This window comes from Alphaproteobacteria bacterium (assembly GCA_016699305.1).
Taxonomy (GTDB): domain Bacteria; phylum Pseudomonadota; class Alphaproteobacteria.
Genome location: CP064970.1, coordinates 650433 through 675518, shown reverse-complemented (window position 1 = coordinate 675518; position 25086 = coordinate 650433). Strand labels below are relative to the sequence as shown.

The following is a 25086-nucleotide window of genomic DNA, read 5'->3' as shown; positions in this document are numbered from 1 at the left end:
ATTCCTCATCAGCAGCCTCATTCCTTACAGTCTTACCCCGTTCGATCATTGGCTTTCCAGCCTGTACCCCCCGCAAACCCTGAGAGTGTTAATTTGAGATAGATATGAGCTTGTTTTGTTCGCCTTTAGCTATTGATTTCATTGCGGAATTTTTCGAGCAATCTATCTCAAATTAACACTCTCCAAACCCTATTCCCTCAGTATCCGCCGCGCCAGCCAAAAGTCAAAGATAGTTCGGCGGAGCAATGAGGAAGCCCTAAGGAGCAGCGGTCTTGGCACTAGAATCTCACATACCATTCCATAGCTTTCCGATTATTATTTAATGATCCTGTCATTTGCATGTTGCCACTATTGTTTGGCACAATATTCGTATTCATCCTCATACCATCTGTTCGCCTCAATGCTGAACCAGCGAAAACAGTTCCATCATTCGGGCCTGCACTGGTTACAAACAGATCACTAGCATCCGCACTGATAGTATCCATGCAAGCTAATACTCCATCCTTCCATGCAATAGAGGAACAAAGGTGAGAACCTCCTACTGAACCTGAAGTATTACTTTTTACGTCAGCTCCTGAATTCGCATAATCCACTAAATTACTAATATTTCCATATGCAGAGCCACCAGAGTTATTGTTGACATACACGAGATGCCAACGCCCATCCTTAATACATTCGTCCTTGCTGCCCCACCCTATTTTCTTCCAGTCATCACAAGTAAGAGAGTAACGGGTACGGCTACCCGCAGTCATAGACTTCCATTCCTGGACGTTTTCTGGCGCGACGTTACCCGTTACGAGGCAAGCAATGATGTTTTGCTTGTCATCGGCCATTTTAGTCGTGCCGATTTGCTCTTTCTGACAGGGTTGCCCCGGCAGTTCTGCATGAGCGGAGAGAGGCCCAGCGAACAGGGCCAGCATAAAACCGATGATCGTCTTTTTCAGCATGGCGTCCATTCCTTATTGCGAGAGGAAGCAGGTCAATTGACCATAGCTCTATCTTTCACATCTTAAAAACCTCTTAAAATGCGAAAGCGCGGCCCCCCTGTGTTATGAAGCGGCGTCAACCGCTGTGGATGCTCGGGATTCGTCGCCCCGCTTTCATGCGGGTTAACTTTCGGCACATTCCAAACCACAGAGGCTGGCGCCTCCCAATAAAGTGCCTCAATTATATTTCATATATGCAACAATATGGCGGATTATATATCGATATGACAAAAACTATCACATGAGGATTATCCATATAAATAACTGATATATAAATAAATTATCATGCATTATTGAGCCAATCACTGCCGTATCAATAAATTTGAAATAGGTATATTTACTAATGCGAAACATAAATATGGCACAGTTCATTTCACTCGTCGTTACCAACGACCACCCTGGCAGGAGGATACACCTTATGAAAAATCTACTTCCCTTGGTTGCCGCCGTCGCGTTCATGGCCCCGATGGCCTCGCATGCGGCGACAGTCGTGCCCTACTACTCGGGCACGGGCTATTACTCGTCCTACTATGCATCGCCCATCGCCTACTCGGCGCCTGTGGCCTATGCATCTCCCGTGGCCTACAGCAACTATGCCGGCTATGGCTATAACGCGGTCAGCTGGTCCGGTTCGGCCACCGTGCCCGTGTTCAACGTGTCCGGCTCGCCCATCCTGACGGCCGCGGGCTTACCGGTGGCCAACTACACCCGCCCCATCGCGTACACGGCTCCGTCGGTCAGCTATGTGGCTCCCACGACGGTTGCGACCCCGGTTTCCTATGTCGTGCCCTCAACGACGGCGACTGCGGTTTCTTATGTCGCTCCGGTCGCTCCCGCCCGCATGATCATGGGTTCGCCCGTGGTCACTTGGGGTGAAGTGATCGGCGAGTCGCGTTACTAAAAACATCCCCTGTCCCATCCGTCACAACGGATAGGACAGGAAAAGCCAAAGCCCCCGTGCCCTTCATTCGGGTACGGGGGCTTTCCTTATAGGATCCATCAAGCCGCGCGGCCATTCAGGCGGTACCAGATGCCCGCCAGATATTCGCGCAAGGCATAGTGCAAACGGGAAAGATTGCTGGCCGGTACCACGAATTTCCATGAGTGCTGCGGCGGTACGGCGCGAAAATCCACCGGTGCGGGCTGAATCATATCCCCCCATCCCGCCGCCTTAAACGCGGCCAGGGCGCGCGGCATATGCGCGGCCGTGGTCACCAGAATCCAGGTCTGCCCCGCCTCGGGCTTGGTCTGCGCATAACTGTGCATGGCGTTGTCCCAGGTATTGAGCGAGTCCTCCTCCATTTCCAGACGTGCCGGATCAATGCCATAGCCAATAACAGCTTGGCGACTGATGCTGGATTCGGTGGCGGTGCCGGGAATGGGGCTGCGTTTGCCGCCGCCCGTGATGAACAGTCGCGCCCCAGGGTAATGCCGAGCCAAAGCCGCAAAGCCCTGCGCGCGCGCGCCTGTGATCATGGAAGCCTGGCCGCGCAGGCGTGCGATTTCGACCCTCTCGTCCCCGCCCAGAAGAATAATGCCATCAACCCGATGTTCACCCGATAGCCAGTCGGGGGCGGACATCCTGTTTTCAAGTTCCCAAGTCAGCGCGTTGCCAACCGGAGCCAGCATCAAGACCATCAGAACGGCCAGAATCCAGCCCGCCAAACGTCCGCGGCGCAGCATCAACGCCAGCAAGGCCGCCGCCGTGAAGAAAAAGAAAGGGTCTAGCCAATACACCATGCGCGGCTCCCGAGGTATTCCTGCGCGAATCCTGCATGGTGTCGCAGATATTGGCAAGAAGTAAGGCGAGGATGTTAAGCGGGAATGGTGTAACGGTATTTTACCCCAGGGATTTTCTCACCATTGCCGGGCTTTTTTTCAGACTGCGGTCTTTCTGGGGGCGTCGTCATGGGTTTCTCCATCGCTGGCGGCTGTTGAGCTTCCAGTTTTTCAATCAGTTTTTGCAGCTGCTGGTGCCTGATCTCTTTGTCTTGTGCATCGTCGGCGAAGCAGACTGTCGTGATGATCGGGCTTGCAAAGAAGGTGGTGAGCGCAAAGAGGCAAGCGGCCCCGGCGGTTTGGCGTGACATACACTATCCCTAATGGGTGGATCGGAATTGGTCTTATAGCATTCCGATATCAAGATGGCTTTGTTTTCATGCATGGCATGCGCCATGAAAAGAATTGACTTTCGCCCCCTGCTGGCCGAAAAGTTTCGGGCGCCATGCGTTGTTATGGAATGGGTGCGTAGCTCAGCGGGAGAGCACTGCCTTCACACGGCAGGGGTCACAGGTTCAATCCCTGTCGCACCCACCATTCCTTTTTTGGCCAAATGGCTCAGCGGGTGTAGCTCATCAGCGGGTGTAGCTCAATGGTAGAGCAGAAGCTTCCCAAGCTTACGACGAGGGTTCGATTCCCTTCACCCGCTCCATTTTCCGATTTATAAACGCGCGGATTCGACCAGCCAACGCCATGGTAACCCACCGACTTAACGGTGCCGTTGTTCCGGACCATGCTGAACAGGAAAGCGAATTCGGATACACCGATACGCGCACCCCCCTCGCTATGCATCAGTGTGGCGCGATATGCCCGTTCAAGATTCCTTGCATATGGGCTGAATGGCTACGATGAGGTTCGCACAAAACCAATTGCTTCATGTTGTGGCCGCCATAGCTTGCGCCACCTGGCGTAAATCCCCTTGGCAGACACACCATTCGACGTCCCGCCGCGATATACACAGGCGCTCCAGGTCTTCTAGGGGACACCGCATCGCTATGCGCGAATACCAGTTGCGTGAAGACCGGCAAATTTTTGTCAAGCCGACGGCGCTGCGTGACGAAGATAAGTCTATCGGGGCTGTTGTGCTTACGCCTAACCACGACTTCAAACCGGGATGTAGGATATTCATCTTGAAGATTCCGCATCAAATTTTGAGCATTGATACGGAAATGCGCATACAACAAATGCGGGGTCTCCTCGTCTTTGTCGAATGGCTTGTTATGAACTTGTTTTTCTTGCGACACTTCGCATACCTCTACCGATAGATAACGGAGAGATATTATTCTTTTTGCAACGACTCCTTCAACTGAGCCATAATGGTTTCACCCGCAACCATGGTTTGCCCTATTCGGACATGAGGCGCGATCCCCAGCGGCAACCACACATCCACGCGGCTGCCAAAGCGGATCATGCCATAACGCTCGCCGCTCTTGACGTTCTTACCCTCTTCCACATCGCACACGATGCGACGAGCCAACCAACCGGCAATCTGCACCAAGCCCAAGGCGCGGCCATCGGTCAGACGCAGACGCAACGTCATGCGCTCGTTCTCGTGGCTGGATTTATCCAGCGTGGCGCTGATGAACGCGCCAGGATGGTATATCTTGGATTCCACCACGGCGTCACAGGGGATGCGGTTGACATGCACATCCGTGGGGGCAAGCACGATGCTAAGGCGTGTCATGCGCGTGCCTTCGGGCTTGCCCAAATCCTCGGGCGCATTTTCCTCGACAATGGCCGCCAAACGTCCATCGGCGGGGGCAAGAACAAGACCGGTCCCTTCGGGCGGCACACGTTCGGGGTCACGAAAGAAGATGGCGCATAAGCCGGTCAGGATAAGCCCCAGCCACATCAAAGGCTGATAGAACAACCCCAGCACCAAGGCGATCACAAACAACACGGCCATAAAGGGCCATCCGGCCGGATGGACGGGTGGAATTGTGGGCCATGAATCTTGTATGCTCATTGTTGTTCTCCTGATCAACCGGATCGCGGCGAAGGAATCGTTTCCCCAGCCTTGTCTTCTTGATGTCAGACTCGCTCGGATAAGGCAATCGCCGCGCGCGTGCCCGCGCGGATCGCCCGTCGCAGCAACGGCCAAGCGGGGGCTTGCTCGGCTCCATGGGCCAGCGCGGTGGCGCGATGCTGGCTTTCGTCCTGGCGAAACTTTTCTAACAGACGCCCTAGATCGGATTTTGGGTTCTCAAGCGAGCGAATCTGCCGCGCATAGTGCTGATCGATTTCTTCTTCGACCGCCGCCGTGCAGGCCATGGCCGCGCGTTCGCCCAGCAAAGCCGTGGCGGCACCCAGAGCGAAACCGGCCACATGCCACAAAGGACGCAAGGCCGTGGGACGCACATGGTGGCGGCGCATTAGGTCGTCAAAGCGGCTGAGATGCTCGTCTTCCTGCTGGGCCATCTCCTGAATGACCGGTGCGCAAGACTTGCGTCGCAATACGGCCAGCTGTCCTGCATAAATGCGCGTGGCACCGAACTCTCCCGCTTGGTCCACACGTAACAGACGATGCAATCGCGCTGTCTCGCCCCGTTCTCCTGCAACACGGTCAGCTGTCTTATGACGACGCGAGGCAGCCGTCACAGCGATTCCTCTTTATCTGTCAGACGGCGCAAACGAAATAGGGCGATACCCGCATACATGCTCAAAGACAGGGAAAGCAGCGTGTTCCAAATCACCGCCGAGATGCCAAAGATCACCCATGCCACCTCATCGCAGCGACCCGGCGCCCATTTCTCTAGCATGGCTTTCCAGCTTCCCAGCTCGGCTGATGCATTGCTGATCGGACAACCTGCATCCGTCTGGCCCCACCAATGAACCTCGACGCCCGCGTGATATCCGGCCAAGACGGCGTTGGCCAGCAAGGCCACCGCCGTCACACCCAGCATGGCCATCACCCAGCCGGGACGGGCACGTCCCAGAAACGCCGCGATCATGGCCAGTATCCCCAACGCATAGGGCGCGCGCTGCATCAGGCATAAAGGACAAGGCGACAAGCCCAAACCATATTGAGCGATCAAAGCAAAGCCCAACGCGCCCACGCAAGCCGACAGCAATAAGAGGACAGGATAGGAAAACACCCACTGCCATAGCTGGTAAATCAGTTTGCAAGCCAGGCCGTTTTCCTGCTTGGAGGAGGGCGAAACGGGAGAGTGATGTTTTGCGGTCATGGTTCCTCACGCCTATCTCAAGACACAGGCCAACTGGCCTGCCTCTGGTCCATACTGGTAAGCCGATGGAGACTAGAACTTCAGGCTCTTGCTGTCATAACGACGACCAAAGAGCGAGAAGGTCCGGCTGCCCTGGCCCGTGGGGAAGGAGTCCATGTTATAGGACAAATCCGTACGGCCCCGAGTCTGCCACAGCGCATCGGGATTTTGCAGATAGAAGATATCCGATGTCGGAGAGGTCCGCACCCAATCATTCACCATCTTGCGATGCGCGATCTTCCATACGCCTGACGCCCCTCCCGGGCGACGTTCGCAGCGGTCCAGGAAACGCCCCCCGATGATCAAGTCTTCCTTGCCGGTGGCTTTTTCTAAACGATATTGCGCCAAAAACGGCGTCTCGGTCATGGTCACATCGCCACGAAGGTCAAAGCGTGTCGGCCCCAGCATATGCCAAGACGATTTCAACCCGCCCAACACCCCAATCCACCAAGAGATAAACCCCGCGCTCGGTCCTTGAAAGACGCCGGGACCATGATCCTCGCTGCCGTCATGGTGATAGACGGAACGCAACAGGCTCTCATCCAACCGATCACTGGCGCGGCACCATGTGGTGAATAAATCGCCGATTTCCTGCCGGTCGATCAGCGCCTGAAGACGTGGCGGCAGCTTCCCGCTTGATCCTGCCAAGCTCGGTGCCAGACTGGTCAATCCGCCGCCCATGCCGCGCAAGGGACCGATCAGCGCCTTGGCTTGCTTGATCGGATCGTTCTTGGACAAGCTGGCCGCCTTAGGCGCGGCTTTAGCTGGCGGCGGTGCCTTTTTGTCTTTTGCGGCGGGCTTGGCGGTCGATTTCGCCCCCGCCTTCGTTGACGATGAAGGCTTGGCTTTTTTATCAGCCGCTTTTTTCTTGTCGTCTTTCGTTTTGCCCGTTGCCATCCGCCTGCTCCCTACCTGATGTTCGATGTGATCCCGCTTTATCCGTAAGATACGGCCAGACAAGATTCTTTCCAACCAGACAGCGCATATAAATAGGGCAATTTTGCGTGGAACAACAGAGTAATCCCAAAAATGCACCGAGAAAGCAATGAAACTTTTAATATATGGCACTAATTTGGGATAGAAGAATTAATCCTACTGCCGAATTGATATTTGCTTCAGGTAATGATTGTGGCACGGTGTAATGATGCCCATAAGGAACTATTTGGCGTTGCGGGTGCCTATGGCATCGGTAAAGTCGGCACCTGTGATGGATGATCCTGATAGTTGTGCGCCTGTCAAATCGGCTTCTCGAAAATCAGCATTTTGCAAATTCGCGCCGCTGAAATCGACATCGCGTAATACGGCTCCCCTGAAATTCGCCCCTCGAAAATTACCGCGCGTGCATTGTGAACCGGTCATATTGACGCGACAGAATTTGCTGGACCATTCCGCCTTGCCGCCTTGCACGCCATCGCGTCGTAAAGGCATGGGAGAAGAATCGACGTTGGTGAAGTCAGCGCGCTGTAAATTGGCTCCACTTAGGTTGGCCCCACGAAGGTCGCTCCAGACGAATCTGGTTCTTTCTCCGCTACAGTCCACAAGATTGGCCATGGTCAGCTTAGATGCCGCGAAATTGGTTCGCGTTAGGATGGTCAACGTCATCTTGATCACCGAAAGGTCGCTATTGGCGAAATCCATATCGGTTAGATCCAGCGCCGAGAAATCCGCTTGCTTGCCTATATCTCCCATCGACTCGATCCACTTTGCGTGGTCTTTCATCACATCTTTAATCGGCCGCCCCAGACTTTCGACGGCGCGAGTCATGCGAGCCTTGGACATATCCAAGCCAATAGTTTGCTCTTTATTGATTTGTGCAGAGACAAGATCGGTGTTCTCCAGTGTCACACCGGAAATCTGCGCGCCGATCAGATTTGCGCCTTGAAGGTTGCTGTTATTGAGATTGGCCTTACTTAGATCCGCGCCATGGAAATTCGCGCCCTTCATATTGCAATTATGCAAATCTGCCTGGCTAAGCTTCGCGTTTTTAAAATTGGCATAAGATAGATCGGCGTTATAGCCAAAGCCTTTGCCGATTTTGGCATTCTCCAGATTGGCGTGGCTGAAATTCGCTTCAGAGAAGGATGCCTTGCCTTCCGTGCCGTTCACCGCAACCATGCCGCCCCGCTTAGAACCGGAGGCAGTGCTGCTGCTGCCTTGCCCCGCCGTCGGCTGTTGGCGCATCAAATGCCCTTGCCTCAGATCGACATTCAGCAGTACGGCATTCTCAAAATTGGCGTTGCGTAAGATTGCGCCGCGTAGATCGGCGTTGGTTAAATCCGCTTCGCGTAAATCGCAATTATGCAAATCGGCGCCAAACAAAATGGCGGATGCCATCTTCGTACCACGAAAATTGCTGCCGCTGAAATTCACGCCCGTCAGTTCGGCATGCGATAAATTGTGTCCCGACAAATCCAAATCGACGGCCTGCACCATACGCAATATCATGCGCTGCCCACCCATGCGACCACTCAGGAAATCCTCGTGGTGGCGGATGAGTTCGTCAATTTCTTCTTGTTTGACGTTTTTGGGCATGCTTCTCTCAGTCCGGGGATGCTAATCCTCCAATATTTCTTTTGCTCCATTCGGCTTTAAATCCTATTAACGTTAATGGGAAGAAAGATATTTCCGTATGCGGTTATTATTTGAACTTCATTACTGAAATGCATCAATCATGCTGTGATCTCGAGGCAGAAATGGTCGATGCCGCGCAGAGGCGAGGCTCAATCTGTGGAACAAGCACCACATAAGTCGTTCTCGTTCTATGCGTTAGAAGATGGAGCAACCGTGGCGGATTATGGTCACCCCCCGGCCTTGCCGGTGTGCTGAAAGCATTCTTCTAAAAATGTTTGGTGTCCCCAACGGGATTCGAACCCGTGTTACCACCGTGAAAGGGTGGTGTCCTAGGCCTCTAGACGATGGGGACATAGCAATGCCGTGACAAGCACCAGCCATGAACGGACGCATTCGAGCTAAAGGCTAAACCTCTTACCCGGATCTGCGCGGGGGGCACTATGGCAGGTTTTGGTGCCCTTTTGCAATCCACAAAATTGCTGTGTGCGCGAGGGGCGGTTCGCACATAACCAAAACGCTGCAGACCCAATTTGCCTTCTTGCAAAGTGGATAACCGCTCGGCCTGGTCATAGCCCATGGTGATATTCAAATCGGGAGTCGTGATCCCCGTGATATGCCCGTCCAGGTTAAAACTGCGCCGATGCGTTGATCTGGCATCATATAATCTTAAGAAACCATTTGAAGAAAATTTTAATACTATGCAAAAACCCTAATTTGATGCTATCAAATAATGATATTCCATTATTTATATTTCTTATAACTAAGTATATCAATATTATGGGTACAGTTAATATTAATAATAAAAGAAATATAATTTGAATTGCACCAATAGCTTCATTACCAAAAAAATAGAACAATGAAACAAATAATGATGCGGCCACCATAAATATAGCTAACCCCGTATAGGGTGATCGAAAAAATATATTTATTTTTTCTTTCATACCTTTGCTCATGGCGATCCCCTTGATTTTTTGGAAGGCTTAGGAACAGCATTCACTGAACAATGTTATAAACCAAGCTTATTTAAAAAATTCCCCCACGGTTTTGTTTTAGCCCATTCAATCGGTCCATGGGGTTCAGATGGGTCGTCATACTGGGTCCCACCAAGAGGCACTAAGCCATAGAGATTCTGCCAACGCGAATCTCCCCATGTTTGAGTTAGGGCTTCCCCCCACGTCTGACGGCTGCGTTCCCAGGCAGCATTACCAGCATAAGCATGATACACGCATGCAGTAGCAAGACCGATTTGCAATCCAGAAGGAGCTGCCGGACTGAATGACACTATGGCAGCTCCGCCAAAGGCCGCGGCTGATTTAGCATAATTGAATGTGGCTACTCCAGCATTCCCCGCCGCCACAGCTCCCTTCACGGGATTAAACGGGATCGCATCCACCATGGCACCAGGATGTTGCGCGGCATAGATACCCGCTTGATACTGACCATATGCCTTTGCCGCTTGTCTATAAGCCTGCTCGGTCTGCGATGCCGTCATCCCGCCCGCATAGCCGATGGGGTCGGCGGTGCGTCCATCCACATCCACAAAATTGACGGGATCGTTGAAGGCATACGGACTCACCCCATCCTGCTGCAGCACGGGATCAACCTGCAAAAACCTCCCCGTATTCGGATCCATCAATCGTGCGCCGTTGTCGCGCACAGGGGATTCGGGGTTTAGGCTGGGCGTGTCGGAGTCCACGATCTGGCCGGGCAGGGCGTGGGTGTAGTCAAACATGCCGCGCAGGCCCGTTTGGTAATGCGCGGGGGCGATGTCGCTCCAAGCGCCGTTGCCTTGCCAGCCCCAGACCATGCCGCCATCGGCTTTGCGCACCAGGAAGGGCGCGTTGCGGTAATCCGGATGCACGGCATAGGGCGCGCCGTTCCCGCCCAACACCGCCGCTGGCGCGCCGTCGATGCGCACCGTCTCCCACAAAGGCTTGGCGTTGGGGCCGTACACACCTTGCACATTTTTCATATAACCTAATGGAATTATTTGCATACAATCTTTTTTATGCAAGATGCAACTATACATAACAGCCCACCAAGCATCGTGTATAGTAATGAGTTACAGATAATAGAATATACAAGTAACATGATGCGATCATTGTCTTGACCTGACGTGTTGGCAATGGTAAAAAGTGAAGTTGGCCACAGAATTATAGCCCATCTGTCCATTATGATCCAGGATTTAGGTTCATAATATGCAAGCGTTGCCAGTATGATTGGAACAATTGCTCCAATTAAGGCAAATACTCCACCTAATAGCATCCACTTTTTCATCGACCAACTCCTTATGGCTGCGGTGCGTATGTATAAGCCGTAGAAGACCGTGGCCTTGGAGTAAACCGTTGGTAACCAGCCAGCCACTTTGTTAGATCAGAAGGCGTTAATATATTATTTGGAACAGGCACACCTCCTTCTCTCAAAGCATTGCCGACTACTTGCGCACAATTGTTGTTATATGTTTCGTATTTAGGTTTATTATCGATAATGCTCTGTAAATAAATTTCTATAAGCGCATCCTGAGATGAATTAGTTTGCAATTCGGTTTCAGCTAAACGAGAACGTTCATCTGTATCCCATTTCATTATTCCTGGGACAGGAGCGCCAGTAACTTTATCCCATGTTGAAGCAGTGTAAGCGGGATAAAAACCCATTGTCTTCACAGAAGAAGAAGGGGTGGCAGAACCTATTCCAGTATGACCGAATGGATTTGCGGCACTTTGCGGACTATACTGGACAACTACCCAATTTTTTCCATCCACATCCACAAACCCCACCGGATTGTTATTGGCATAGGCATAAGGGCTCAACCCATCCAGCTGCAGCACGGGGTCGGGTTGGTTAAAGCGGCCCAGATGCATGTTATAGATGCGCGCGCCGTTATAGTTCATGTCGGTTTCGTCGTCATAGAACTGGCCGGGCAGGCGTTCGCGATAGTGGAAGGGAAAGGCGGCGCTGAGGCCGGGCGTGTAGTGCAGGGGCGACACGTCGGCCCAGGGGCCGGAGGCTTGCCAGTCCCAGACCATCGCGCCGTTCGCGCCGTTCAGGCGGATGGGCGCGCCGCGATAATCGGGGTGCGCGGCATAGGCTTTGTTATCGCCGCCCAGCACCGCCACCGGCGCACCGTCCAGACGCACCGTTTCCCATAAAGGCTTGGCGTCGGGGCCATACACGCCGCCCATCAAGCCGGACAGGTCATAGGCGTAGATCTCCTTGCCCACGCCGCGCGTGCCGGGGCCCAGTTTCTCCACCCGCTGATCCGCGTGGTTATAGCGATACTGTGTGCCTTTATTCTTCACGCCCGAGGCGCGGTTCGCGCCGTCATAAGAAAGCTCCACGTCCTGCACGCCGTCAAAGGTCAGGTTCCCCGCCAAGTCATGGCGCATCGGCACGGTCTTGCCGTTGTTCTTCGTCACGCTGGTCACTTGGTTGCTGTTTCCCGCAATCACCGATGTCACCGTGCCCTTCACACCGTCGCGCTGCGCGGTGCGATTGCCCGATGGGTCGAAATCATAGCGCCCCGTGATGCCGTCGGTAAAGGTGTAGCGGTCCAACCACCCATTCCCCGCATAACCAAAACGCTGCAGACCCAATTTGCCTTCTTGCAAAGTGGATAACCGCTCGGCCTGGTCATAGCCCATGGTGATATTCAAATCGGGAGTCGTGATCCCCGTGACATGCCCGTCCAGGTTAAAACTGCGCCGATGCGCCTGCCCCAACGCGCTCCACCCCGAGGCCGCCCCGAAAGGCTGATAGGTGATCCCCGTCACCAAGGCCGCGCCACGCTTTTATTTTGGGCATAGCCATTTATCCAGAACGGCTATGCCTCTTTTAAAAGCATCTACAACACTCTCAATCAACCCCATTCCAGAAATAAGATTCCTGATTAGAAAATAGCAGAAGCCGACTATCGGGGAGAGTATGATAGTTACAAAACCCAAAGCATAAAACATTTGGAATAAATCGTCATTTATTTTATAATACGATGAAATCGTCGCTACAACTATCGTTAATAACGAAATAGTAATTAGCGTATTAATTTTGCTCTTATTCATTATGAAATCCTCCTATGGAATCAGATGGTTCACAACAAATTTCCCTATTGCATTGCCTTTTTGAGCGACCCATCCCACCGGCGATGGTTCATTGGGGTCATCGTATTCGGTTCCCCAAGGAAGCATCCCATTAAGGTTCTTGAGCCGTGCCTGGCCCCAGCTTTCACAGATAGATTCATCCCATTGCTGTGCTCCTCTCCTCCATGCGGCAACACCAGACTGAGTATTCCACAATGCTGTTGGAATATTTCCTATTGATGTATTGAAAGAAGCTAGCCCCATATTTGCTGCCCACTGCACATAATTTCCAACTGCACTGGCACCTTTGGCCGGATTAAATGGGATAGCGTCTATGGCAGCTTGGCGCTGCATATCTGCCTGGTATCTTGTGTAGTCTCTTTGAGCCTGACCATACGCATCTTGCAATTGCGATGCCGTCATCCCGCCCGCATAGCCGATGGGGTCGGCGGTGCGTCCATCCACATCCACAAAATTGACGGGATCGTTGAAGGCATACGGACTCACCCCATCCCGCTGCAGCACGGGATCAACCTGCAAAAACCTTCCGGTATTCGGATCCATCAATCGTGCGCCGTTGTCGCGCACAGGGGATTCGGGGTTGAGGCTGGGCGTGTCGGAGTCCACGATCTGGCCGGGCAGGGCGTGGGTGTAGTCAAACATGCCGCGCAGGCCCGTTTGGTAATGCGCGGGGGCGATGTCGCTCCAAGCGCCGTTGCCTTGCCAGCCCCAGACCATGCCGCCATCGGCTTTGCGCACCAGGAACGGCGCGTCGCGGTAATCGGGATGCACGGCATAGGGCTTGTTGTCGCGGTACAGCACGGCCACCGGCGCGCCGTCCAGACGTACGGTTTCTTGCAACGCCTTGCCGCCTGCGTCGTATTCGCCCATGGGAAGGCCGTCTTCGCCGCGCACATACACGGTCGCGCCCTTCTGCACGCGCTGGCCGGCATGGTCATAGGCGCGCGGCACGCCATTGGCGCTCGCCACACGATTCATGCCGTTATAAACCAAGGCCAGACCCGCGCCGTTATGCGTCAGATTCCCCGCCAGATCATGGGGCTGCGGCATGCTCGTCGTGCCCTTATTGATGCTTTGTATCTGATTGCTGTTGCCCACGACGGTATAGCGCACCTCGCCCTTTACCCCGCCGCGCTGCGCCGTGCGGTTGCCCGAGGGGTCGTAATCGTAATTCTCCACCTTGCCGTCGGGGCCTTGATAACTGCGCACCCAGCCATTGGGGTAATAGCCGATATTCTGCGAGGCAAAGCCCGTCTCGTTGATCGTCCCCAGCCGACCATTCGCGCCGCCGGGCAGATAGCCCAAACCCATCACCGCATCATGCATCTGAATGGAATCCACCCGCCCGTCCAGATCAATATGTTTCTGATGCACAAGTCCCAATGTCTTCCACCCCGAGGCCGCCCCGAAAGGCTGATAGGTGATCCCCGTCACCAAGGCCGCGCCATCGGCGTTGATCTGCGCCACTTGGCCATTCTGATAACTGTAATCCAGCACCTTGCCCGAGGGTAACACCGACCGCACCACCTGACCCGCCGCGTTGCGGGTATAGGAGGTCTGCAACGTCACCCCGCCCACCTGCTGCGACTGCGCCGATACATAGCCTTGGCCGTCATAGCCCTGAGTGAGGCCATAGCCGTTCGGACCCGTCACGCTGGATAAACGCCCCACGCCGCCCGCCGTTTGGTCATAGAGATAGGTAAACACCTCGCCATTGCCGTAATCCGCGCGGGTCACGCGGCTAAGGGCGTCGTATTCAAATGTCGCCGTCACGTTCCGCGCATCGGTCTTGGTCAGGATGTTGCCGTCCGGATCGCGGGTATAGGTGGTCGTGCCCGAATCCGGGCTGTGCACTGCGATCACTCGGCCCATGCCGTCGCGCTGGATTTCCGTGACCAGGCCGCGCGGATCCATCTGATGCACCGGCAGGTCGTTGGTATCAAACGCCGTGTCGGTGCGATAGCCCAGCGCGTCCACTTTGCCGATCCTGCGGTTCAGCGCATCAATGACAAAATCCGACAGCGCGCCCGCCGAATCGGTGATCAGCTCTATATTGCCGTTGGCGTCCCGGTCATACCGCGTCGCCCAGCCATAGGCCCCGATCTCGCGCGTCATCAGGCCGCGCGAGTCATGTTCGAACCCGCGTTTCGTGACCACCGCCCCGCTGGCGTCGCGCACCTCGCGTGACGTGATGTTGCTGGCCGCGTCATAGCCCAGATTGACGCTGTTGCCCAAAGCATCGGTGGTGCGGACCAGACGATGCGCCGCGTCATAGCTATGGGTAAAGCTGGCCCCCGTGGGGAGAGAGGTGCGCACCATCTGACCGGCGGCGTCGTATTCATAGCGCGTCTTGGCCGTGCCTTCGCTGCGTGAGATCAAACGGCCCCGCGCGTCATATTCCAAAGTGGTCACCAGGCCGTTGGGATCGGTGATGCGTATCGGACGCCCCGCCGCATCATTGGTGATCTGCGTCACATGATTCATCGCATTGATGATCTTGGCCAAGCCGCCCGCCGCGTCATATTCATAGCGCGTGGTGCGCCCGCCCGGGCTGGTCATGCTGGCCAATTGGTTCTTGGCCGTGTAGGTGGCCGTCGATGTCCAATTCTGCCCACCCGCCGAGACCGTGCGCTTGGTCATATTGCCCTTGCCGTCATAGACCATGCGCGTGCTGCGCCCCGGCTCGTCAATCTGCGTGGGCAGGCGAAGCGTGGGGTGCCACTGCGTGGTCACGGTGCGCGCCAAGGCCGTGCCCGAGGCTTCGGTGCGCGAGGTCTCGAGGCCGCGATCGTTATGCGCGTAGGTGGTGGTGTTGCCGTTAAAGTCCGTGGTGCTGGCCACATGCCCCTTCGAGTCATAGGTGGCGTTCTTGGCCGCCACCTGCGCCGAAGGCGTGCCCGTCACCGCCGTGGGTTTGGTGACGTTGAACTGCGTGGTCAGGCCATAGCTATAGCTGCCCTTGGGAGTCGTGATCGTGGCGGCGTTCGCGCCATAGGCCACGGTGACCTTCTCGGCCCCGCCCGCATGTTCGGACGAGATCGCCTTGCCCTTCGAATCATAGCTCCACGTCGCAAAGCGCGCGCCGTTTTCGTCCATGATCCCGGTCAAAGCGTGGGGGAAGCTGGCATTCTCATACACATAGCGCCGCGACGCGCCGCCCGGATAAGACACCGAGGCCAGATTGTTATTGGCGTCATAGCCATAACCGGTCACCGCCCCATCCGGACCAGTGACCGAGGTAACGCGCCCTTGCGCGTCGGTGGCGAAGGTCAGCTTATGGTTAAACGGACCCGTGACCGAGGCCAACGCGCCCGAAGCCGTACGGGCGATGCTGGTGGTCAACCCGCCGCGCGTGGCGATCGATGTCAGACGGCCCTTGGCGTCGAAGCGATAGGTGTTGTCGTCTTCGCCCTGCCATTGCCATGTGCCGTCGGCGTTTTGCGCCAGGGTGGAATGCACATCCGCCTCTGAAACCCACGCGCCCGAGCCGTTCTTGGTGAAGATAACCGACATACCGTCCGCCCGCGCCACCTGAGCCGAACTGCCCGAAGCCACCACCGACACGTCAAAGCTGCTGCGCCACCCCGCCCCAAACGATCCCCCGCCATCGCCCAGCCCCTGACGCGAATCCTGGCTGTTATAAAACCGCGCCAATGACAGCCCCGTATGCCCCGGCAAAGCAATATCCACCGCCGTTTCAAACTTATTTCCTGTTCCGGCATTGATTGGGTTGCCGCAAAAGGCCATTGGACCGCCATAGCATCCAAGCCCTTTATCAAGCCCCTTATATGGAGAAGGTTGGGCTGGTTCTCCCGAAGACCAATATCCTGGCTTATTGAAATTATATCCCTTCAGAATCTTGGGGCTGGCTATAGGGCCTTGTATTTCATCTGAAGCATAAAGTCCTCCTATGTTCGCTATGCCATTTTCCGAGTGAATAAGATCAATCGTGTTCGCGTTATAAAGCGTGAACGCCCAGCTTTTAATGGAGCCATTCTCAAAGTTAAAAGTAGTGGGGGCTATTGAATCAGGTGTTCCGCCCTGAACTGAAAGATTGATCCCTCCAGATTGAGCAGCTATTCCCAGAATGTGGCTTTGTCCGCCAATCTGATCGATTGCCATAACAGTACCTGTGAACCCTTTGACAGTATCATCAAAAGTCACTTGTGCCGTGACATGACCGCTGACGCACTCGTAGATAGAACTTGTACTGTACGATTTCTGGCAGTCTGTCGTATCAAACTCCTGGCCCACATAGTTAAAAGTCACATCCGCCCTCGCACTCCCCACCGCCAGCACAGCGGCCAAAGCGGCGGAGCAAACAGCCAGTTTTTTGTTGTCTTGCCAGGCGGTGTGAAGGAAGGAATCCGAGTGTGAATCCGGGCGTAAAGTCTGGGCCATGGTCAATGCTCCCCTTGGGGTGTCTTGGGTTATTGGAATGCCGGCGGTTGAATACGTCGGTATGTTTCTTTTCCGTGCCAATTTCGAGATATCTAACCCGCAACAAGAACGGTGTCAATAAGGAAAAAGTCGCATCCACAGATGCAAGCAAAATTGGGCCGAACAGAAAAATGGTGCCGTTGGAGGGAATTGAACCCCCGACCTTCGCTTTACGAAAGCGCTGCTCTACCCCTGAGCTACAACGGCGCGCCGTTTCTGACCCCACATGGATACCGGCTTTTGTGGTTCGGATGCAAGGGGGGTTTTAAGGGGCCGTGCTTTTTGTGAATCCGACTTATCCTATCTCTCCCCGTCTTGTCTAGGCATGCAATTCCGCGATGTGCTGATGTTGCCGTAAGTCAATGCACTCCCAGCGGCTATTTCGTTGCAGGTGACTTGCGCATCCATGGCGGATCCAATGCCGCAATCGCGGCATAACATGGGCAGTCCGACCGATGTGCGCCAGGAAGGTAACCGATGCTCATCAACAACTCATGCACGATTTCGGGGCCGGTAAAGACAAAGGTCTTCTTGAAGCAGACGACCCAAGCGTTCAAAGGCATCGGGTGATGTTGCGCCAGCCACCCGGAAAAGCCCTGATGCGTGGCGCGCAGCGCTTGGAATCTCCGAGCGTTTTCAATAATGGCGCGAGTCTTAAGGCGGTTGCGAATGATCTGGGGATTGTCCAACAAGCGCATCTGCCGCACTTGGTCGAAAGCGGCCACCTTGTCCACCACGAAGCCATCAAAAGCATCATATAAGGCCGCCCGCTTACGCAGCACGATCTCCCAAGATAGACCGGCTTGGAATATCTCCAGGCAAAAGCGTTCGAAAAGTGTAGCTTCGTCATCGACCGGAACGCCATATTCCCCGTCATGATACGGCCCATGCACGGCATGGCCGATGGCCATATCACAATAAAAACCCATTTTGGGGCGACCTCGCTTACGTTTGATCCGATAAAGGAGAGCGTATGAGAGCGGGGCTTGTAAAGCCATAGTATCCGTTCCCCTCCTGGTGCGTGAGAAAGAAGTCCGCCATTCCAAAACGGCGTTGCTTTGATCCTGTGTTGCCTCACTGGCTGGGCTTAACGAAGAGTTAACCTGACCCCGGATAAGGCTGACGGTATGGGTGAGGATAACGCATCGAACGCCAGTCCCAAGGTGGCTGTCGCGTTGGAATATGACCGCAGTAAAGCGGCGGTTCCGCGCGTGGTGGCGTCGGGGCAGGGGAGCCTGGCCGAGCGCATCGTGGCGGCGGCCTTAGAACATGGCGTGCCCTTGCGCGAAGACGCGGACCTGGCCACGATGCTGTCGGTGCTGGACGATGCATGTGAGATTCCGCCCGAAGCCCTGGTGGCCGTCGCGGAAATCCTGGTGCATGTGTATCGCGCCAATCGCGACCTGGCGGTTTCTCGTCTGGGTCATCCTTTGCCGACAAGTTAGGAGTGTCTTTATATGCCTCGTGCCGCCTCGCCATCCTCCGCTCAGCCTGAACCGCAAGTCATCGAACAGGCCTTGCATGATTTGGCGCAAGCCATAGGCCGCGCCGAGCGCGGCGCGCGCGCGGGCAAGCGCGTCGATCTGACCTTGCTGGGCGAGGATGTCGCCGCGATTTGCGAAGCGTTGCGCCACACCGACCGCGATACGCAGATTCGCAGCCTCGACGGCTTAGAGGCTCTGCACCATCGCCTGGATGCGCTGGCCAAGGCCCTGCGCGGAAAATCCAAGGAGACGTGATGGAATCCGATACCGCCTTCATGGCCGTGCGCAGTGTACTGGCCCTGCTCTTCGTCTTGGGGCTGATGGGCGCGTTGACGCTGCTGTACAAGCGTGTGCGCGGACTGGATACGGGGTTGCCCTTGCTGAAGGGTTCCGGAGTCAGCCGTTTGCGGGTCGTGCAATCCGTGCCGATCGATGTGCGCCACCGCTTGGCCTTGGTGCGCTGCGACGGGACCGAACATCTGTTGGTCCTGGGCGGTGATCGTCCCGTGGTTCTGGAAAGCCATGCCGCCAAGGAGGACCTGCCGTCATGAATCCCTGGCTGCGCCGCTTCGCCTTTGTGGGAACCGCTCTGGCGGTTGGGCTGATAGCCGATACGGCCATGGCCCAAAGCCTGACCTTGGACCTGGGCGGCGGCGGTCAGGAAACCGCCACGGCGCGGATCATTCAAATTCTGCTATTGGTCACGGTGCTGGCTTTGGCACCGTCCTTGTTGATGATGGTGACCTCGTTCACGCGCGTGGTGGTGGTATTAAGCTTTTTGCGTAGCGCCATCGGTTTGCAGCAGACCCCGCCCAATATGGTGTTGTTGAGCCTGGCCTTGTTTCTAACCGGATTCATCATGGCTCCGACTTTTCAACAGGCCTATGATCAAAGCCTGCGCCCCCTGAGCCAGAACGAGATTACCGAGGAAGTGGCGCTTGAGCGCGGCGTGGTGCCGTTTCGGAACTTCATGCTCAAACACACTCGGGAAAAAGACTTGGCCCTGTTTTTCGAACTGGGCAAGACCAAGGCTCCCACGAAGGCCGAGGAAACGCCGCTGCAAATCCTGATACCCGCCTTTATGATTTCGGAACTACGCCGCGCCTTTGAAATTGGATTTTTGCTTTTCCTACCCTTTCTGGTGATTGATATGGTGATCGCCTCGGTGCTGATGGCGATGGGCATGATGATGCTGCCTCCGGTGGTGATCTCGTTGCCGTTCAAGATTATTTTCTTTGTCCTGGTGGACGGCTGGTACTTGATCGCCGGAAGCCTGGTGAAAAGCTATGGCGGGGCGGGGTAATTTGGCACGCGCGGCCTAATCGTGCTAAGCAAGCCGACATGACTGAATACTGGTTACGAGACCTATGGGCGTTCGTGCCCGATGCCCTGTGGCTGCTGGCGCGCATAGGGATGATCATCGTCCCGCTGCTGGCTGCGATTGCCTATTTGACCTATGCCGAGCGGCGTTTGCTGGGCGCGATGCAGTTACGCAAAGGTCCCAATGTGGTGGGACCTTTTGGCCTGTTGCAGCCAGTGGCCGATGGGCTAAAGCTGATGGGTAAGGAAACTATCATTCCGGCGGGTGCCGATAAGTTCCTCTTCCTACTGGCTCCGGTCGTTATCTTCACCCTCAGTTTGGCTGCTTGGGCGGTGGTGCCGTTCGGCGAGCGTTTGGTGCTGGCCGATGTCAATCTGGGCCTGTTGTACCTGTTCGCCCTGTCTTCGCTGGGCGTGTACTGCATCATCATCGCGGGCTGGGCTTCGAATTCGAAATATCCGTTGCTGGGGGCCATGCGCTCGGCGGCGCAGATGATCTCTTACGAGGTGTCGATTGGGCTGGTGTTTATCAGCGTGCTGTTGACCTCGGGGTCGTTGAATCTGACGCGCATCGTCGAGGCGCAAAGCGATATGTGGTTCATCGTGCCGCATTTTCCGTTATTCATCGTGTTTTTCATCTCGGCCTTGGCCGAAACCAACCGCGCCCCCTTTGACCTGCCCGAAGGCGAGTCCGAGCTGGTAGGCGGATTTAACACCGAATATTCCTCGATGGCCTTTGCCCTGTTTTTCCTGGGTGAATACGCCAATATGATATTGATGAGCGCCATGGCCGCGTTGCTGTTCCTGGGCGGCTGGCTGCCGATATGGGATGTCGAACCGCTGAACTGGATCCCCGGCCCCGTTTGGTTCCTGGGCAAGATCGCCGCTGTGCTGTTTGTCTTTATCTGGGTAAGGGCGACCTTGCCGCGCTTTCGCTATGACCAGTTGATGCGCCTGGGCTGGAAGGTCTTTTTGCCCTTTTCCCTATTCTGGCTGGTCCTGACCTCGGGCGTTCTGCTGGTCTTCGATAAATTGCCGGTGGCGGGGATGAACGGGTAAATCGGTGCAGGGCAGATGTCACCATGCAATGATGCCTTGAGGCACCACACGTTTCAATATAGCCTGCTCTGTGTGGGCGGCCTGTGTCGTCTATGGGGCGTAGAAACCTCTGCTCATAGCGGCTTGTGCGGCCGTGATGCACCCTCAGCCTATGGCTGGGGGGCGTTGGCGTATGTCCAAGCCTTCGGGCTAAAGGCTAACGCGACCTCTCTATGAGCAGGTTTTCTAACCCCCAGTCACCAGGGGGGGTAGAAATGGACGAAGGGAAATCAGCTTACATTATCGCCTATGGCGTGGTTGCCTTGAGCGGAGGAATCATGGGTTTGATTCTAGGATGGCTCATATGGGGGTAAAGAGCCTCGGCCTCCTACTGGTCTTCGATAAATTGCCGGTGCCGGGGATGAACGGGTAGATAACAGCTCTCCCCATGCGTCACTCCCGCCCTGGCCGAAGGCGCCGGGGTTCAGAAATGAGTCTGCAATTCAGCGTCAGCGTGAGAGGCGTTGATTCAGAATATCGCTGCCCTAGCCTAGCAACAGCCGGGTATTCCAAGCTTAGTGAACAGTGCTTAGGCCACAGGCTCTTTCAGAAACTCATCCAGCCCATAAAAGCGCCGCACATCGGGGCGGAAGACGTGGATGATGATGTCACCGGCGTCGATCAAGGCCCAGTCGGCTTGGGGCAGGCCTTCGATGCGGATGCGCTTGGCACCGGCTTTGCTGAGGGCGCGGCCCAAATGGCCGGCCAAGGCCGCCACATGCCGCGCCGAGCGGCCAGAGGCTAAGATGATGTAATCCATCAAGGGGCTGCGTCCGGCAAGATCGGTGACCAGGACTTCTTCGGCTTGATGCTCATTCAGCGTCAGCATGGCGATATCGCGTAGCTTTTGGGCAAATCCCAGCGACTTGGCGGATGCAGACACGACGGTTTTTTTCTTGGCCGGTGCCTTCTTAGGGGCGGGAGGCTTTTTGACCGCAGGTTTCTTGATCGCTGCCGTGGCCATCGTCACTTTGCTGGGAACGGCCTTTTTGGCCGTCACTGTCACGGCCTTGGTCTTCACGGCGGGGGCGGTTTTTTTAGCGCCGCCGGTCGATGCCTTGGTCGGAGTCCGAACGGCTTTTTTTATCGGTGTGGCTTTCTTAACAGGTGCCGACTTTTTGCTCGTCGCTATCTTAGTCCCCGTCTTCTTAGGCGTTGCTTTGGCAGAGGAAGCCACGCGTTTGACGGAAGCGGATTGCGGGGCCTTGGCGGCGGAAGAAGCTGGCTTCTTTCCTGTGACCGATTTCTTGGGAGGCACGGTTAGGGTGCACCTTTCAGGATAGGTTTACGACTGGGTTTCTTCGGGGGCAGGCTTGGCCTTGGCCCTGGGCCGCGTGACCGTGACGGTCACCGGTTCTTCCAGGGTGGACATGCCTACAGTCGGTAAGGCCGCTTCTGCCGCCGCTTCTGCCGTGATCTTGGTATCTCCGGTGGTCATCATAGAGGGCTGCTCTATGACCTCGGGCAGGGGAGAGGCAGCGGGTATGGCCGCCGGAAGTCGCTGCGGCTGCGGCTGTTGAAGCTGCGGCTGAGGTTGTTGAAGCTGCGGCTGAGGTTGTTGAATTGGCTGCTGTTGCGGCTGAACTTGTTGTGCCTGAGGCGGCATTTGAGGCTGCTGCGGCTGTTGTGGCTGTTGTGGTGGCTGCCGCTGCTGCTCGGCCTCGTTAATGGCCTCCATGATGCGGTAGTAGTGCTCGGCATGTTGCAGATAGCTCTCGGCGGCAATGCGGTCGCCCGAGGCCGTGGCGTCGCGCGCCAGCCCCTGATATTTCTCGTAAATCTGAAAGGCGTTGCCGCGTACGCGCACATCCGGCCCGTTGCTGTCAAAGGTCTGATGCCGCAAGGGCACGCCGCCGCGTCCGCTTCCATTGCCGCTTCCGCCGCCGCTGCTCCCTCCGCTGCCACCACGTCCACCGCCATAGCCACCGCCGCCCCCACCGTAACCACCGCCGCCATAACCGCCGCCGGTGTTGTTGCCATAGCTCGACCCACCGCTCGGCCCGTTGTTGCGGGGGCGGTTATTTTGGCTGTTATAGGGGCGGCGTGTCGGTTGCATGGGACCTCTCTGGGATGGTCAATTCGGATGGTTCACACTCTCGTGGGGGGCGCTTGACGCAAGGTCAATCATATCTCGTGCGAAAACGCATCCTTATGCTAGACTGATCCGCCTGTTCTGCCAAGCCTTCTTTGCAAGGGGGTGGTCAGGCACCCTTCCGCTCACAACCAGGCAGCTTACGGAACCCCATGAATCTGCGTAACATTGCGATTATCGCCCACGTTGACCACGGCAAAACGACCTTGGTGGATGCCCTGCTGCGCCAAAGCGGCACTTTTCGAGACAACCAACGGGTTGCCGAGCGCGCCATGGATCGTAATGATCTGGAACGCGAGCGCGGCATCACGATCTTGTCCAAGGTGACCTCTCTAAGCTGGCAAGATAAACGACTGAACATCGTGGACACACCCGGCCACGCCGATTTCGGCGGCGAGGTCGAGCGTATCTTGTCGATGGTCGATGGCGTGGTGCTGTTGGTGGATGCCGCCGAAGGGCCGCTGCCGCAGACGAAATTCGTGACCGCCAAGGCCTTGGCCTTGGGACTGCGTCCGATTGTGATTATCAATAAAGTGGACCGTCCCGACGCGCGGCCGCATCAGGTGCATGACGAGGTTTTCGATCTGTTCGCCACCTTGGACGCCAGCGAAGACCAATTGGACTTCCCCACGTTGTTCGCCTCGGGCCGCGACGGTTGGGCTGCCGATAAGCCGGAAGGGCCGCGCGAAAGCCTGACCCCGCTGTTTGAGTTGATCTTTAATCATGTGCCGCCGCCGGGCGTTGGTTCGCCCGAGGACCACTTCCGTCTGCTGGTGACGATTTTGGACTCCGACCCGTATCTGGGCCGCATCCTGACCGGTCGTATCCAGGCTGGTCGCTTGCAGACCAATATGAACATCAAGGCTTTGGCGCGAGATGGCGGCGTGATCGAGCAGGGACGCGCCACCAAGGTTCTGGCCTTTAGAGGGCTAGAGCGCATCGCGGTCGATCAGGCCGAGACGGGCGATATCGTGGCGATTGCCGGACTTTCCCGCGCCACCGTGGCCGATACTTTATGCGCCATGGAAGTGACAGAGGCTTTGCACGCCCAGGCCATTGATCCGCCTACTTTGGCCATGACCTTTTCCGTCAACGATTCCCCGCTGGCCGGACAAGAGGGCAGCAAGGTCACCAGTCGCGTGATCGGCGACCGCCTGATGCGCGAGGCCGAAGGTAATGTGGCCATCCGTGTCACCCAGTCCGAGCAAAAAGAATCCTTCGAGGTCGCAGGACGCGGCGAATTGCAGCTGGGCATCTTGATCGAGACGATGCGACGCGAGGGCTTTGAGCTGTCCATCAGTCGTCCGCGCGTCTTGTTCCGCGACGATCCCATCGGCGGCCAAAGGCTGGAGCCGATTGAGGAAGTAATCATCGATGTGGATGAGGCTTATTCGGGCATCGTGGTCAATAAGCTGAACGAGCGCAAAGGCGAGATGACCGATATGCGCCCCTCGGGCGGCGGTAAGCAACGCTTGGTGTTCTTGGTCCCGACTCGCGGCCTGATCGGCTATCACGGCGAATTCCTGACCGATACGCGCGGCACCGGCATCATGAATCGTTTATTTCATGATTACGCGCCGTATCGCGGCGTGATCTCGGCTCGGCGCACGGGGGCGTTGGTCAGCAGCGAGGACGGCGAGGCGGCAGCCTATGCCTTGTGGAAGCTGGAAGAGCGCGGTCCGATGATGATCACCCCCGGCACCCGCGTCTTTCGTGGCATGGTGGTGGGTGAGCATACCCGTGGCAACGACCTGGAAATCAATGTGACCAAGGGTAAGCAGCTGACCAATATCCGCGCCGCCGGCAAGGACGAGGCCGTGCGCCTAACCCCGCCCATCGTGATGAGCTTGGAAAAGGCCGTCGCCTGGATCGCCGATGATGAATTGGTCGAGGTGACCCCCACGTCAATCCGCCTGCGTAAGCGTTATTTGGATCCCAATGAACGCAAGCGTCATGCAAAGATGATCGAGGGTTAAGGCGGTTCTATCCTGCTAGACA

At 55.9% G+C, this 25086-nt stretch carries 21 protein-coding genes, 4 tRNA genes and 1 pseudogene; 9 read left to right on the top strand and 17 right to left on the bottom strand.

All coding sequences use genetic code 11. The features are described from left to right. Positions 1 to 278: 278 nt before the first annotated feature. Entirely contained in the window at positions 279 to 947 is a 669-nt protein-coding gene (locus tag IPI58_03135; protein ID QQR69664.1) for a hypothetical protein, read from the bottom strand. 457 nt (positions 948 to 1404) lie between these two features. On the opposite strand from IPI58_03135, the gene IPI58_03130 reads away from it, so the two are divergent. Then, positions 1405 to 1887 (top strand): hypothetical protein, encoded by a 483-nt coding sequence (locus IPI58_03130; protein ID QQR69663.1) that lies wholly within the window; start codon positions 1405 to 1407, stop codon positions 1885 to 1887. Positions 1888 to 1985: 98 nt separating this feature from the next. On the opposite strand, the gene IPI58_03125 is transcribed toward IPI58_03130, so the two are convergent. Further along, positions 1986 to 2726, bottom strand: a complete 741-nt coding sequence (locus IPI58_03125) for a YdcF family protein (protein QQR69662.1) — start codon at positions 2724 to 2726, stop codon at positions 1986 to 1988. A gap of 74 nt (positions 2727 to 2800) precedes the next feature. Next, positions 2801 to 3076, bottom strand: a complete 276-nt coding sequence (locus IPI58_03120; protein ID QQR69661.1) for a hypothetical protein — start codon at positions 3074 to 3076, stop codon at positions 2801 to 2803. 151 nt (positions 3077 to 3227) lie between these two features. Here IPI58_03120 and IPI58_03115 point away from each other — a divergent pair. Together IPI58_03115 and IPI58_03110 are read left to right on the top strand one after the other, a co-directional pair. After that, positions 3228 to 3302: transfer RNA gene (locus IPI58_03115), tRNA-Val, on the top strand. A 41-nt stretch (positions 3303 to 3343) separates the two neighbouring features. Further along, positions 3344 to 3417 (top strand) — tRNA-Gly (locus IPI58_03110). 627 nt (positions 3418 to 4044) lie between these two features. Here the strand turns inward: IPI58_03110 and IPI58_03105 are convergent. From IPI58_03105 to IPI58_03050, 12 genes are all read right to left on the bottom strand, one after another. After that, on the bottom strand, positions 4045 to 4731 hold the full coding sequence (locus tag IPI58_03105; GenBank protein ID QQR69660.1) for a phosphatidylserine decarboxylase: 687 nt from the start codon (positions 4729 to 4731) through the stop codon (positions 4045 to 4047). 65 nt (positions 4732 to 4796) lie between these two features. Further along, entirely contained in the window at positions 4797 to 5363 is a 567-nt protein-coding gene (locus IPI58_03100) for a demethoxyubiquinone hydroxylase family protein (protein ID QQR69659.1), read from the bottom strand. After that, complete coding sequence (locus IPI58_03095) at positions 5360 to 5950, bottom strand: disulfide bond formation protein B (GenBank protein QQR69658.1); 591 nt, start codon at positions 5948 to 5950, stop codon at positions 5360 to 5362. The genes IPI58_03100 and IPI58_03095 overlap by 4 nt, the downstream gene beginning before the upstream one ends. Positions 5951 to 6022: 72 nt before the next feature. Beyond that, positions 6023 to 6886, bottom strand: a complete 864-nt coding sequence (locus IPI58_03090) for a nuclear transport factor 2 family protein (GenBank protein ID QQR69657.1) — start codon at positions 6884 to 6886, stop codon at positions 6023 to 6025. Between the two features lie 261 nt (positions 6887 to 7147). After that, the gene (locus tag IPI58_03085) at positions 7148 to 8521 is read right to left on the bottom strand and encodes a pentapeptide repeat-containing protein (protein QQR69656.1); all 1374 of its coding nucleotides are present in this window, start codon (positions 8519 to 8521) and stop codon (positions 7148 to 7150) included. Between the two features lie 315 nt (positions 8522 to 8836). Then, positions 8837 to 8912: transfer RNA gene (locus tag IPI58_03080), tRNA-Glu, on the bottom strand. A gap of 304 nt (positions 8913 to 9216) precedes the next feature. Next, a complete protein-coding gene (locus tag IPI58_03075; protein ID QQR69655.1) occupies positions 9217 to 9513 on the bottom strand; it encodes a hypothetical protein in 297 nt (98 codons plus the stop codon). Positions 9514 to 9566: 53 nt separating this feature from the next. Next, entirely contained in the window at positions 9567 to 10532 is a 966-nt protein-coding gene (locus tag IPI58_03070) for a hypothetical protein (protein QQR69654.1), read from the bottom strand. A gap of 316 nt (positions 10533 to 10848) precedes the next feature. Next, positions 10849 to 12330: an RHS repeat-associated core domain-containing protein gene (locus tag IPI58_03065; protein ID QQR69653.1), complete on the bottom strand. Its 1482-nt coding sequence runs from the start codon at positions 12328 to 12330 to the stop codon at positions 10849 to 10851. 297 nt (positions 12331 to 12627) lie between these two features. Continuing rightward, positions 12628 to 16401: an RHS repeat protein gene (locus tag IPI58_03060; GenBank protein ID QQR69652.1), complete on the bottom strand. Its 3774-nt coding sequence runs from the start codon at positions 16399 to 16401 to the stop codon at positions 12628 to 12630. Between the two features lie 825 nt (positions 16402 to 17226). Beyond that, positions 17227 to 17301, bottom strand: a tRNA-Thr gene (locus tag IPI58_03055). 170 nt (positions 17302 to 17471) lie between these two features. After that, positions 17472 to 18023, bottom strand: a complete 552-nt coding sequence (locus tag IPI58_03050; protein QQR69651.1) for a DNA-3-methyladenine glycosylase I — start codon at positions 18021 to 18023, stop codon at positions 17472 to 17474. Positions 18024 to 18221: 198 nt separating this feature from the next. Between IPI58_03050 and IPI58_03045 the strand changes: the two genes are divergently transcribed. The 5 genes from IPI58_03045 to nuoH are packed head-to-tail and all read left to right on the top strand — an operon-like array spanning position 18222 to position 20957. Further along, on the top strand, positions 18222 to 18539 hold the full coding sequence (locus tag IPI58_03045; protein QQR69650.1) for an EscU/YscU/HrcU family type III secretion system export apparatus switch protein: 318 nt from the start codon (positions 18222 to 18224) through the stop codon (positions 18537 to 18539). 12 nt (positions 18540 to 18551) lie between these two features. Continuing rightward, the gene (locus IPI58_03040) at positions 18552 to 18833 is read left to right on the top strand and encodes a hypothetical protein (GenBank protein ID QQR69649.1); all 282 of its coding nucleotides are present in this window, start codon (positions 18552 to 18554) and stop codon (positions 18831 to 18833) included. Next, positions 18833 to 19129: a flagellar biosynthetic protein FliO gene (locus tag IPI58_03035; protein QQR69648.1), complete on the top strand. Its 297-nt coding sequence runs from the start codon at positions 18833 to 18835 to the stop codon at positions 19127 to 19129. Before IPI58_03040 ends, IPI58_03035 begins: the two co-directional genes overlap by 1 nt. After that, on the top strand, positions 19126 to 19881 hold the full coding sequence (gene fliP / locus IPI58_03030) for a flagellar type III secretion system pore protein FliP (protein ID QQR69647.1): 756 nt from the start codon (positions 19126 to 19128) through the stop codon (positions 19879 to 19881). The genes IPI58_03035 and fliP overlap by 4 nt, the downstream gene beginning before the upstream one ends. A gap of 38 nt (positions 19882 to 19919) precedes the next feature. Continuing rightward, positions 19920 to 20957, top strand: a complete 1038-nt coding sequence (gene nuoH / locus IPI58_03025; protein QQR69646.1) for an NADH-quinone oxidoreductase subunit NuoH — start codon at positions 19920 to 19922, stop codon at positions 20955 to 20957. A gap of 568 nt (positions 20958 to 21525) precedes the next feature. Here the strand turns inward: nuoH and rsfS are convergent. Together rsfS and IPI58_03015 are read right to left on the bottom strand one after the other, a co-directional pair. After that, a complete protein-coding gene (gene rsfS, locus IPI58_03020; protein QQR70023.1) occupies positions 21526 to 21960 on the bottom strand; it encodes a ribosome silencing factor in 435 nt (144 codons plus the stop codon). A 690-nt stretch (positions 21961 to 22650) separates the two neighbouring features. Next, a pseudogene (locus IPI58_03015) lies at positions 22651 to 23052 on the bottom strand (DUF4167 domain-containing protein). A 188-nt stretch (positions 23053 to 23240) separates the two neighbouring features. On the opposite strand from IPI58_03015, the gene typA reads away from it, so the two are divergent. Continuing rightward, entirely contained in the window at positions 23241 to 25064 is a 1824-nt protein-coding gene (typA, locus tag IPI58_03010) for a translational GTPase TypA (protein ID QQR69645.1), read from the top strand. The last annotated feature ends 22 nt before the right edge of the window (positions 25065 to 25086 follow it).